The sequence below is a fragment of the Mariniflexile sp. genome (assembly GCF_052728615.1).
On record NZ_JBFVFE010000086.1, the window covers coordinates 1 to 11,961 of the forward strand.

Annotated in this window: 12 protein-coding genes; 8 read left to right on the plus strand and 4 right to left on the minus strand. The window is 32.3% G+C overall.

Annotated features, from left to right (window positions below; translation table 11 throughout):
• Positions 1–150 precede the first annotated feature (150 nt).
• Positions 151–1,272, minus strand: a complete 1,122-nt coding sequence (locus ACU1LP_RS18375; RefSeq protein WP_445733725.1) for a DUF2914 domain-containing protein — start codon at positions 1,270–1,272, stop codon at positions 151–153.
• 268 nt (positions 1,273–1,540) lie between these two features.
• Complete coding sequence (locus ACU1LP_RS18380; protein WP_445733724.1) at positions 1,541–2,329, minus strand: DUF6503 family protein; 789 nt, start codon at positions 2,327–2,329, stop codon at positions 1,541–1,543.
• A gap of 294 nt (positions 2,330–2,623) precedes the next feature.
• Between ACU1LP_RS18380 and ACU1LP_RS18385 the strand changes: the two genes are divergently transcribed.
• Together ACU1LP_RS18385 and ACU1LP_RS18390 are read left to right on the plus strand one after the other, a co-directional pair.
• The gene (locus ACU1LP_RS18385) at positions 2,624–3,427 is read left to right on the plus strand and encodes a TrmH family RNA methyltransferase (RefSeq protein ID WP_445733733.1); all 804 of its coding nucleotides are present in this window, start codon (positions 2,624–2,626) and stop codon (positions 3,425–3,427) included.
• A gap of 78 nt (positions 3,428–3,505) precedes the next feature.
• Positions 3,506–4,738, plus strand: coding sequence for a M48 family metallopeptidase (locus tag ACU1LP_RS18390; RefSeq protein WP_445731986.1), 1,233 nt, complete (start codon positions 3,506–3,508; stop codon positions 4,736–4,738).
• 432 nt (positions 4,739–5,170) lie between these two features.
• On the opposite strand, the gene ACU1LP_RS18395 is transcribed toward ACU1LP_RS18390, so the two are convergent.
• A complete protein-coding gene (locus ACU1LP_RS18395; RefSeq protein WP_445736999.1) occupies positions 5,171–5,926 on the minus strand; it encodes a transposase in 756 nt (251 codons plus the stop codon).
• 170 nt (positions 5,927–6,096) lie between these two features.
• The gene (locus tag ACU1LP_RS18400; RefSeq protein ID WP_445737000.1) at positions 6,097–6,228 is read right to left on the minus strand and encodes a hypothetical protein; all 132 of its coding nucleotides are present in this window, start codon (positions 6,226–6,228) and stop codon (positions 6,097–6,099) included.
• A 205-nt stretch (positions 6,229–6,433) separates the two neighbouring features.
• Here ACU1LP_RS18400 and ACU1LP_RS18405 point away from each other — a divergent pair, with 205 nt between their 5' ends.
• The 6 genes from ACU1LP_RS18405 to ACU1LP_RS18430 all read left to right on the plus strand — a co-directional run bounded on the left by ACU1LP_RS18405 (position 6,434) and on the right by ACU1LP_RS18430 (position 10,991).
• Entirely contained in the window at positions 6,434–7,540 is a 1,107-nt protein-coding gene (locus ACU1LP_RS18405; protein WP_445731989.1) for a tyrosine-type recombinase/integrase, read from the plus strand.
• A gap of 72 nt (positions 7,541–7,612) precedes the next feature.
• Positions 7,613–8,521: a hypothetical protein gene (locus ACU1LP_RS18410; protein WP_445737001.1), complete on the plus strand. Its 909-nt coding sequence runs from the start codon at positions 7,613–7,615 to the stop codon at positions 8,519–8,521.
• Between the two features lie 201 nt (positions 8,522–8,722).
• Complete coding sequence (locus ACU1LP_RS18415; RefSeq protein ID WP_445737002.1) at positions 8,723–9,265, plus strand: hypothetical protein; 543 nt, start codon at positions 8,723–8,725, stop codon at positions 9,263–9,265.
• A 149-nt stretch (positions 9,266–9,414) separates the two neighbouring features.
• On the plus strand, positions 9,415–9,948 hold the full coding sequence (locus ACU1LP_RS18420; protein ID WP_445737003.1) for a hypothetical protein: 534 nt from the start codon (positions 9,415–9,417) through the stop codon (positions 9,946–9,948).
• Positions 9,949–10,090: 142 nt separating this feature from the next.
• Positions 10,091–10,561 (plus strand): hypothetical protein, encoded by a 471-nt coding sequence (locus ACU1LP_RS18425; RefSeq protein ID WP_445737004.1) that lies wholly within the window; start codon positions 10,091–10,093, stop codon positions 10,559–10,561.
• Positions 10,551–10,991, plus strand: coding sequence for a hypothetical protein (locus ACU1LP_RS18430; RefSeq protein ID WP_445737005.1), 441 nt, complete (start codon positions 10,551–10,553; stop codon positions 10,989–10,991). The genes ACU1LP_RS18425 and ACU1LP_RS18430 overlap by 11 nt, the downstream gene beginning before the upstream one ends.
• Positions 10,992–11,961: the final 970 nt, after the last annotated feature.

Consider the following 11,961-nt stretch of genomic DNA (forward strand, 5'->3'; position numbering starts at 1 on the left):
TCATGGTACAAATATAAGGCATAGCCATCAGAACATTACCACCTGCAAAGCAGGTGGATTTTTAAGATAAATTAAAATAAAATTATCAGGTATAAAAAACAGTATATATTCTTAGCCTTTTGTTATGATTTTGTTCAACACGCTCTATAGTCAGAATTTTTTATTGACTACGCTTATAGGTATAGGACTTAAGGAAGTACTCATTATGATTTCAAAATCAATGATACCTAAAATCAACTCCTCTTCGGTAATTACCTCAACTTTCCACAATCCTTGTTTTACATTATTCTTGAATGTATAACCACGATAACCAGCATCTCTGCCCCCAGTAATGTCATAACCTATATCTTCAACAATTTCCCATTCATTAGTGTTGTCATTATACCATTTCCAGCGATGAAATATCAATTTCTCTATATCTGTTGGAGCAAATATTGATGTAAAAACATATACATTTTCACCAGAATTGTAAATAAACCTCAACCTATGATCTCTCCAAAACACATACCACTCATCGGTTTCGTAGGTTACTACATAGTTGTTATTTTCCACTATAATATTGTGAGCCACAATACCACTTTCCAGCGCAAGAGGTACAGGTGGAATGAGGCTAAAAAAATAAAATAAATTAATGGTTGCGTACATTATAAATACGATGCCAATAATTTTTCCAATATGTATTTCTGCGCGTGTACTTGGACTTATATTATAAATAACAATTATTAATATCAGGGTAAAAACTAAACTAACCAACCCCGAAAAAATAAAAACGTTTGTATTCATTACTTTGATGAAAACAGGTATCATAAAAGTAAAAAAAGTAAAGCTTACAAAAAAATAAACACTAAATTGTAAATACTTATTTGATATTCGTTTTTTTAGAAACTCGTTGGCAACAAATAATACTACAAGGATGATAAAGAATGAAATTGTTTTAGATAGAGAAACACTTCTTGAGAAATAAATAACATAGGCACTAGAAAGGGCACCAAAGAAAAACTGAATAGCTAAAGGAAAATATTCCTCATACCGTTCAAGAAATGTATTTTTCCACGTGCCATCGTCAGCTAAATTATAGAGATAAAGTGTAACCGTTAATAATGTCATGTGTAAACTTAAGACGACCAAATCATACAATCGGTCAATACGCCCGAGAGTCAAGGAATCAAAAATAAATCCACTAATAAAAAATATAAGAGGCGCATATTTTTGATGCCTCATTATGTATTTTCGAAACTTGCTATTTCTAAACCTAACTAATGTTCTTTTCATATAAATTTTTGAAAATGCTTAAAATTAAACAATAAAAAAGAGTGTAATACCAAAAGCTAAATTTAGATCAAAATCAAGAATAATATCCAGCATTTTTTTTCATGTTTTGCATTCAACTTAAACTAATATAAAGTAGGCTTTATTCATCAAGTTTAATGAATTTCCTGAGTTTTAAAAGTGATTCATTAAACGACCTCGGGGAAGGAGCCCGCAAGGTAGTTTAATTCCAAACAAGAAAATTTTAAATTTCATGTCTGCCGACACTTAGTCAGGCATAATAAAAAAAGTCGATTCCACTTATTAATTCACAACAGCTGCATCCCTCTGGTTTTTCAAATAGAGTTTTCAATGGTGGGCTTCTAGTTAATATAACATTTATAAATTGCAAATCGTTGCGTTTGGTGGTTGGTACATTATTTTCATAATCATACCACGTTAAGGTTTCTGGCAATAATAATCCTTCAACGGTTTGCCAATTGCTGTATTTTATAAAATGGAATTCCTTTGCTTTTTCTTTGGTAAAATAGGTTACTGTGTATGCTAACCACGGCATTTGGTATGTTTCGGCATCATAATACAAAACGTATTCATCGCCGGGCAACTCCCCTATGCCTGCATTATAAGAAATTTTTATACCGGGGTAACTTTTACCTTCAAAAACCAACGGTTTTGCATCTTCGTACTTAATGCCGTCATCAGCCAAAATAAAGGGCATGGCATAAAAATAGAGCATCGGGTTATAATAAAATTTAGGATTCCCTTTATATGTCGTGGTATCTTTTGAGTGTAACCAAACCGACTTTCCGTAAAAACCTATGGTATGATTAGGCATTTCTATCAGTGATTTCCTGTTTTTTAAATCGGTGGTAGTCATTTCATCGCCATTGGGTTTTTGCATGGTAAATACAAGAGATTGCATGTTTTTCCATGTATCTAAACCTCCGTGGCCTTTAAATACGTTCGATATGTTTTCCGGGTACATACGTGTTGTTATATCTAATTCTTCTTCGGAATAGTTTGTTGTTTCACTTTTGTTGTTCTTACATGAAACTTCCATAACGGAGTTTTGATACCCAAAGCAATGATTACATGGAAGTCCCGATAGCTATCGGGATAAAAAACAATAATATAAACACATGAAATTAAAGTTACAATAGAAATAATAGAAATGCTTTTTTCATTTTATTATAATTGATTAGGCATTGTTTGTTGTATAAAATTTGTTCAAGTTACGTTAAATCCTTTACTTTTGCTACATACCTATGAAATGAGCATTACCGAAAATGGGTCGCAAACGCCAATGAAGAAATGCGAATGGCGCATAACCTATAAAAACAATAAATATCTACATGTGAAAGAGATAACAAGTAACCAAAACAGCTATATAAAACAACTAGTTCAATTAAAAGACAAGGCGCGCGAACGCAAAAAAAGCGGTCTGTTTTTAATTGAAGGGGAGCGCGAAATTACCTTAGCGTTAAAAGGCGGTTATGGGTTGGAAACCGTTTTATTTAACCCAGACATCATCTCTGAAACAGAAATAGAAAAGCTCATAAACACATCAACATATAAACCAGAAATCATTTCCATTTCTACCGATGTTTATCAAAAATTAGCCTATCGCGATACGACTGAAGGTGTGGTTGCCGTGGCAAAAAGCAAAAACCACAACATAGCTGAATTAACATTTAAAACTGAAAACCCACTAATTTTAGTTGCCGAAGCACTCGAAAAACCTGGTAATATTGGTGCCATTTTACGCACTGCCGATGCTGCCCATGTGGATGCGGTAATTATTGCGAATCCGAAATCTGATTTGTACAACCCAAATATTATTCGCTCTAGTGTGGGTTGTTTGTTTACCAATAATGTTGTAATGGGGCCCACCTCTGAAATTATTGAATTTCTAAAAGAAAAAAATATTTCTATCTACTGCGCCGCTTTGCAAGCATCAGTTAATTACAATACCCAGGATTTTACAAAACCTACGGCCATTGTTGTTGGAACGGAGGCGACAGGTTTAAGTAACGAGTGGTTGGAGAATGCGACTCAAAATATTATTATACCCATGCAAGGCGAAATAGATTCCATGAATGTGTCGGTTGCTGCGGGAATTCTTATTTTTGAAGCGAAAAGACAGAGAAATTTTTTGTAAAAAAAATTTCTCAATAATCAAAAAACAAAAGCCAAATGCTAACTTATTGGAATTTGGAATTTAAAATATTGGAATTTTATGAGTTCACAGAGTTTATTCTACATCATCATCGCTATTTTAATCATCAATTTCATTGTAGATAAAATTTTAGATGCACTAAATGCCAAACATTTTAACGATGCGCTTCCGCCTGAATTACAGGATGTTTATGATGAAACCGAATACAAAAAATCGCAAAACTATAAAGCAACCAATTATAGATTTGGGTTGCTCACTTCAACCTTTTCAATCTTGTTGACATTAGGCTTTTTAATTTTTGACGGCTTTGAATTTGTTGATAATATCGCCAGAAGTTACAGCGATAATCCTATTATTATTGCGCTTATCTTTTTTGGGATTATTATGATTGGGAGTGATATTATAACCACGCCATTCTCCTATTACAGCACCTTTGTTATTGAAGAAAAATTCGGGTTTAATAAAACCACCGTTAAGACTTTTATTCTTGACAAAATAAAAGGTTGGTTGATGATGGCTATTGTTGGTGGTGGTATTTTAGCGCTTATCATTTGGTTTTACCAATCTACTGGCACTCATTTTTGGTTGTATGCTTGGGGACTGGTGGCTGTTTTTAGTTTGTTTATGAATATGTTTTACTCCAAGCTTATTGTGCCTTTATTTAACAAACAAACACCTTTGGAAGCTGGAAGTTTACGCGATAAAATTGCTTCTTATGCCGAAACTGTTGGGTTTAAATTGGATAAAATTTTTGTGATAGATGGCTCTAAAAGAAGTACCAAAGCTAACGCTTATTTTTCTGGTTTTGGAAGTGAAAAACGCGTAACCCTTTACGATACCTTGATTAATGATTTAAATGAAGTCGAAATTGTTGCGGTGTTGGCGCACGAAGTAGGGCATTACAAAAAGAAGCACATTATTTTTAATCTAATCACTTCTATTTTATTGACCGGATTGACGCTTTATATTTTGTCGTTGTTTATTTCCAATCCGTTATTATCGAATGCGTTGGGTGTTGAAATACCAAGTTTTCATATCGGGTTGATTGCTTTTGGACTGCTGTACTCGCCTATTTCGGAAATTACAGGTTTGATTATGAACATGTTTTCCAGAAAATTTGAATATGAAGCGGATGATTATGCTAAAAATTCTTTTAAAGCAGAACCACTTATTACGGCGCTTAAAAAATTATCCAAAAATAGTTTGAGTAATTTAACCCCACATCCGGCTTATGTGTTTATGCATTATTCGCATCCTACGTTGTTGGAACGGATTGGGAATTTAAGGAAATAGATTATTTGAAATAAGCTGGCTAAATGTTAAATGCCAAAAATACCTAGCATATTAATTCAAGAAGTAGGATTAAATTTCCAAAAGGTTTTCACAGCAATTCTTAACACAAAAACGCCTTAAAAAACACAAGGGAAATTCTTCAATTATGTAAAAAAAATAATTATATTTACCGGATAACAACAACAAAGAACTTACCATATCCTGACCTATTTACGGGATATGAACGAGCGCTAACAGGGGGGAGTTGTTTGTGATGAACCTGTGTGAAACCTAAAACTGATGTTGACGGAAGTGGTATATTAAGCAATGAGGTAACAGCTGGACAACTTGGAAGTGGATTATTATTCAACTCTATCGCAGATATGAGTGGAAAATATTTAGAAAAATCGTTTTATTTACTCACGTTACGCAAAAAATGATTCAAAAACTACATTACGCAGCTCTAGGTGTTGATAACTTTTGAAGCTCCATATAAGCCGCTTGTTGGGCCGCTAAATAGATTTGAGCCTTCATTGCAAAATGATTTTTATTCGTTCTTTGTTTGAGCCATTCTAATTTTATGTAAGCTGCTATGGACAGTACATAATGGCTCATCTGTGTTTTGACTTTCTTGGTTGGCGATTTTGCAAAACCAGTATTGCTTTTTATCGATTTATGATATTCTTCCACTCCCCACCGTTTTTTGTAGATTGTAGTAACTTCGACATATGATAAGCTTAAATCACTACAAGCCAAGTACAACTCTCCGACTGTACCATTCTCGTTTTTGAAAACTTGCTTTGTGAGCAACAGCGGAAAATCCAGTTCTTCGAACCAAACCTCCACGGTTTGTTGTCCCAGCTGTAATGTTTCAATACTTATATATGTTTTATTTTCTTTATCCTCTAATGACAGAGCGACTTTTCGATTGCTCTTCAGGGCCATTATAAAATCGGACCTTAATTCTTTCTTGCAACAATCCATATTCTCAACAGAACTGTACCAACTATCGGCCAGTACGTAATCAAATCTAAATTTCCCATAGCATCCGCGCAACATCTTTCTGAACAGTTCATTTTTTGTCACACTGCTTTTGCGTTTTTCTTTCCCTGTTTTAGCATTGGTTACCCACGTATCTTTCTTTACAAACTCAACCGCACAAGGAAGTCGCATGCCACCAACTTCTACCAAAGCCGTTAGGAAGTTCACCCCTTTTACCGACCTGCCGAGCACATGGCCAAATGCCAACAATTAAGCTCGCTCTCACCAGTATATCTTTTTTCTTCTATGGAATCATCAAAACTCAAGGTTACAATGTCTTTTGATTGGGTCATTTCTTGAACATAGACTTTGGACTGTTTCCATAAAAACTTACTGTCCTAATTGCCTTTGGACAGCTCCCGTGTGGTTTTGTCGTGCTTAATTGACAACAAACTGGCCATACCTGTTGATGTGGTACATGAACTTGAACTTATCAAATAATCACTGTACAGATCTGCAAAGTTTTCCATTATTCTATGAGATAAAAGTTGTTAACTATTCAAGTGTTAAAACCATGAAATTTAAGACTGATTTTGCGTAACGTGAGTGGTTTATAGATTTTTACATTTATTCGTTTTTAACGGTTAAAATACTATTATTTATAACAAACCACCATTACTTATAATCTTTTTTACTACTTTTAAATATGATAAATAAAATTAAAAATTAGTTAATATGCAACCTATTATATATCAGCCTTTTAAAGAAGCGAAGCGTATTAAGGTTTTTATACCCTATGACATGATTGTTGTTAGAGAGGCTCTAAAAAAGATGAACAGTAGTTTTTGGCATCCACACCAAAAACTGTGGTCGGTAATCAATACAGTCCAAAATTTTGAGTATTTAAAAAAGATATGTGGCGAAAATCATAAAATTGAAAAAGATATCCGTTTTACTCCCGTACCAAGTGTTCCTCTAACTGAACATGCTTTAGACGCCCTTTTTGAACTTGAAAAAGCACTGGTTTTAAAACAATACAGCAATTCGAGCATTCAAGTTTATAAAAAAATGTTTAGTGTGTTTTTGGGAAAATTTATGCATCGCAATCTAAAAGAAGTTACAAAAGAAGACATTGAAGGGTTTGTGTATGAACTTATTAAAAAGAGCAAGATTAGTGAAAGTTATCAGAATCAATTAATCAATGCTATTAAAGCTTATTATGAGCACGCCCTAAAAACGCCCAGGGAATATTATGATATCCAACGGCCAAAAAAAGCGGTATCCATACCAAATGTATTGAGTAAAAGTGAGGTACTAAATATCATCCAATCTCCTCAAAACATTAAGCACAAAGCCATTTTGCATACCATTTATGGTAGTGGATTGCGTATATCTGAACTTTTAAATTTAAGGATTGCAGATGTTCATTCTAATGACGGCTATTTATTTATAAAAGACAGCAAAGGTAAAAAAGACAGGAAAACCATTTTACCTGAGCAATTATTGGTATTATTAAGAGAATACTATAAAGCCTATAAACCATCGTACTGGTTATTTGAAGGACAATCGGGTTGCAAATACAGCACAGCTAGCATAAGAGCTATATTTAGAAAAGCTGTGAACGATACTAATTCTAACCCATGGGCAACAGTTCATACCTTGCGTCATTCGTTCGCTACACATTGTATTGAAAACAACATAAATATTCGGCATTTACAGAATATGTTAGGTCATAGTTCTCCAAAAACGACAGAAATTTATACTAAAACTATTGAAATTAACAATAAAACTATTATAAGTCCATTGGATACCTTATTAAAAAGTAATATATTGCATACATAAACGATATAACTACAATTGGATTACTATTTATTGTAGTTATACAATTGTTGTGCCACATTGAATAAAAAACTTATGAGAAATATTTCAATTTTACTTACAATCATTTTAATTGGTTGCCAAACGATGAAAAAATCTGAATGTAATTACATAACAGATTATTATCAAACTATCTATAAAGCGGATTTGGAATTTGAAGCGGAGAATTATGAAAAGGCTTTTGAATTATACCAAGATGCTTTTAAATCCTGCAATGCAAAAAACACATCTACTTATAACGAAATTGGAAAATTCACCGAAAGTTCAGCAATTTTAAAAAAGTTTAATATTACTTACAAATTTGCTAAAGAGCAAATCCTAAATGGTGTCGAATTAAGCAGGTTTGAGAATAATGATAATTTTAGTGAATTCCTTTCTTCGGATTTCGGAAAGAAATTAGTTTCCGAATATAATAATCTACATAAAGAATTTGAAAAAAAAGCAAACTTTGAACTTCGAGACGAATTGATTTCAATGCGTAAAGCCGACCAAATGTATCGCAACAGCAATTATCAAGAAAATATAACCAAACAAGACAGTATTGACAAACTTCATGAAAAGCGACTAATTGAGATTTTTGAAACTATTGGTCATCCAACTAATAAAATTGTTGGACAGTACACAAGGGATTACCCAGTTGATGTTGGCCTTTTTTTACTACATACAGATGACAGTATCCGAATGAATTACTTTGTGCCAAAAGTCAAAGAATTTGTAAAAAATGGAACTGCACCACCTGAAACTTTAGGAAGAATGATTGACCAGTACTATTTGTATAACGGAGAACCACAAATTTATGGAACTTATGGAGCTCAAGGTGGAGGATATGCGAATATGATTGATGACTTAAAAAAAGTTGATAGTAACCGAATTTCGATTGGATTACCGCCATTGGAATTGAAAGAGAAAAAAGATAGTTTGATGAGAGCCAAATATGGATTTTAAAAACAACGTGGCACAACAATGTATAACCGCAATTACGGTGGATTCGACTACGTCCGAATCCACTCGGTAATTGCTAAGGTCAGTAACGAACCGAAGTTTTTGGTATATTTAACCCGTAACTGACGGTTATACGAGACCGTTGTGCGTCATTATAAAAAAACTTAGAGCTGAAACAAGAAATAAAAATACAAAACTTAAATAATGAATAAATTTCTATTCTTTTTTTTATCAATATATTTCTTTGCAAATTGTCAAGAAAAAAAATCCTTAAACTTGGATGAAATTAAAATTGTCAGCAATCTTGAATACAATTCCAAGGATGATAAAATATCTAAAAAAACTTTAAATACTTCATTTAAAACTATATTAGGCAAAAGTGCTTTGTATTCAAAAAATGGTGAATACTGGAAAGATATGAATTACAATCTATATCCTATATGTTTGGTTAAAAACAAATTAATTAAGACAATCTTTGTTTTAAAACAAATTCAAATGATTAATGGAGAATTATCAGAATTATACTTAATAAAAATAAATCAGAATAATGAATTAACTGATTTTAAAAAAATTGCAAAACAAGAATCTACTGGAAACTGCGAAAGTGATTTTACTTTAAAAATTAGTAAAATGACAGGAAAAATAATCCAAAATGAAACTTGTGAAATTGGTAGTCAAAGTGATGATGAAAATGAAGAAACTACAATAACAAATTCAGAGAAAACAGTAATTGATTTAAATAAATAACGTCGCACAACAGCAGTTAAAAGTAATGGCTTAGGCAAGGGCATACTTCCGAATTTTCTCCGAAAATTCAAAAGTTTGCGTTATATTTGTTTTGGCTTGGTCTTGGTTCGTCGCCACTTCTTTTAGCTGCAAAACGTTGTGCTTAATTTATGAAAAACATTCTGCTAATAATATTAATCCTGAATTTCACCTCTTGTAATCAACTTACAAAAGAGGTTGAAAATTCATTTTCGACAATGGGAATTAAGTTGGATAGCTTAAATAATATTGAGGAGAAAAAAATAGAAAAACTCTTTAATGAAATTAACTCGAAACGGATTAAAAAATATGACGGAGAAAATTCTGCAATGATTTATTATTCTGCAATTAAACACAATCGTATTGTGGATTCGTTGATTAACAAACTTAAATCAGTTGGAGAAAACGAACTCGAAAAAAAGAAATTAACAGACCGATTTGAATACGAAAAGGCTAACTTAAAAACTAAGCTGAATTCTATTACGGAATTCAACACAAAACAGACAATTGATTCTTTGCTAAAACCATCGAATGACATTGAAATTATGCCAAATTTTGCAATAATATCTGAATTTCAAAGCGGAAAATTAAATGCATCTGAAAGTTCGGAATTACTATTGCAGAAACTGAACGAAAAAATAAAAACTGAACTGAATAAAAACTAAGCACAACACAGTATAAAATTAATGGCTAGTTCTCGCTCACTTACGAAAATCCTATCGGATTTTCTATCTGGTGATTATTTGCTAAATTAGGTGCTTAAACACGCCACTAATCTTATACATAAACGTTGCCAACTATTTGAAAATGACTGAAAGTAAACTATTTTGGAAAGAATATATAAACATTTATTGTGTTGACAAAGGTCTAACTGGATTGACAATTCCAAATCTAGTGGGTAGCGTGAGACTAAACACAAATCTTACAGAATACACAATCAAAGATTTACTAACTGAAATAATTGAAGAAGAATTTGAAATCCTAATTTCATTTTGTAACGATATTGATGAATACGTTCTCGGAAAATTTAAAAATTGGGAAGCACCTAAAAAATATTTTCAGAATATTGATTCAATTTATTTTTCAAAAAATAAATTTAAAACTTCAATAAGCGAATTAAATCATCTAATTCTTGAACTTGAAAATCTTTACAACGATAAAATTGAGAATAGGACTTATTCAAAAGATGTAAAAACCAATGGTTGGGTAAAATTAACTGACGAAGATGAACAGAATTATTTATTAGTAAATGAAAAAATAAAGACAAATGAAAATTAGACTAATAGTAAGGCAGATTTTAACAATTACAATTTTATTTTTTGGATTAATATTAAATTCTTGTAAAGAATCAAATGAAAATAAATTTTCATACGAAGAATTTAAAGATGCTTTATATTACAATAACTCAACAGGAGAATTTTCAGATTTAGGGAATTTAGAAATGTGTATAAACAGATGGAAAATGCCTAAATACATAAAGTCGAAAGGAACAATGAATAGAGATGGTGGGAATAGTAGACTTTATGCAATTATTTTCAAATGGTCAAACATTATAGTTGACGGAAAAAATGTGGAAATTGAATTTGAGGCCATTCCTGATTCAGGAAAAACAATTGAAGATGTTTTTACAAACTCGATAAATCTAAATAATTCTAAATATCTAAAAGTAAAAGAATTTCGACTAGTTCCTATTTCGAAAACAAATTAGAACCGAAAAAAACAGTTGGCAACACCGTATATAAGCTATAGCTTGGTTTGTCCTCACTTGGAAAATCCTGCGGATTTCCCAATGCCATTTTTTATTTGGAGAGGTTCGTGCTAAAACACGCCACAGCTCATATACAAAAACGTTGCCCACAATGGGAGAAACTCACTCGATACGAGAAAAACCATAGCTTATTTTTAGAATTTTTTTTTGATTTTTAAGTAATAATAAACAGAAAAATAGTTTGCGGATTTTTCAAAATCACGGCGGAATTTTTAGCTCGTTTGCGGTTCCGAAGCGTCGGAATAGCAACTTGTGGAATTATTTACTCGGAATCTGAAACAGAAATAACATTGCGGAATTTAGCACGTTACGGATTTGCCCACTCAAGCGGAATTAACAAATATTGCGGAATTGAGCCAAACAGAATAAAAATCAACAGCGGAATAAATAATTGACCGAAAAATAAAAAACAACCACAGTGGGCAACACCGTATAAAAAAAATTGCTATTTTAGGCTTGCATTAAGGTCGTTGCTTTGCTTGCTTGCATCTGATTTTCCTACGGAAAATCCTCGCACACAAGCACGCAACTTTTCTTATACATCAACGTTACCTTGCATTAAAAACACTCACTCAAACGTAAGTTTTGCGGAAAAAATATTGAGATTTAAAGCAAGTTTTTGCGGAATTTAAAAACAGAAAAAACCAAGATTGCGGAATTTTAGCCCGTTTGCGGAATAAACAAAAACAGTAAAACCATGTTTGCGGAAAAACCAATCGCTGCGGAAAAATGAGCAAGTTTGCGGAATTGTTAAACGCAGAAAATCACTCAAAAAAAAGAAGAAAAAAGAAAGAAATAACACTATATTTAGCGGACAATAAAACTGAAAAAACAATAAAAACGCAAGGTAACATTGTATAAAAATAATGCGGACAAATCGCTTAATCAAAAGTTAGTGCGTGTTTGCAAG

Bases quoted from the DNA above. Each gene is read 5' to 3' on its own strand.
- ACU1LP_RS18390 (WP_445731986.1), top strand. From the start codon at position 3,506: ATGAGTTCACAGAGTTTATTCTACATCATCATCGCTATTTTAATCATC.
- ACU1LP_RS18425 (WP_445737004.1), top strand. From the start codon at position 10,091: ATGACTGAAAGTAAACTATTTTGGAAAGAATATATAAACATTTATTGT.
- ACU1LP_RS18410 (WP_445737001.1), top strand. From the start codon at position 7,613: ATGAGAAATATTTCAATTTTACTTACAATCATTTTAATTGGTTGCCAA.
- ACU1LP_RS18400 (WP_445737000.1), bottom strand. From the start codon at position 6,228: ATGGAAAACTTTGCAGATCTGTACAGTGATTATTTGATAAGTTCAAGT.
- ACU1LP_RS18415 (WP_445737002.1), top strand. From the start codon at position 8,723: ATGAATAAATTTCTATTCTTTTTTTTATCAATATATTTCTTTGCAAAT.
- ACU1LP_RS18380 (WP_445733724.1), bottom strand. From the start codon at position 2,329: ATGGAAGTTTCATGTAAGAACAACAAAAGTGAAACAACAAACTATTCC.
- ACU1LP_RS18405 (WP_445731989.1), top strand. From the start codon at position 6,434: ATGCAACCTATTATATATCAGCCTTTTAAAGAAGCGAAGCGTATTAAG.
- ACU1LP_RS18375 (WP_445733725.1), bottom strand. From the start codon at position 1,272: ATGAAAAGAACATTAGTTAGGTTTAGAAATAGCAAGTTTCGAAAATAC.
- ACU1LP_RS18430 (WP_445737005.1), top strand. From the start codon at position 10,551: ATGAAAATTAGACTAATAGTAAGGCAGATTTTAACAATTACAATTTTA.
- ACU1LP_RS18420 (WP_445737003.1), top strand. From the start codon at position 9,415: ATGAAAAACATTCTGCTAATAATATTAATCCTGAATTTCACCTCTTGT.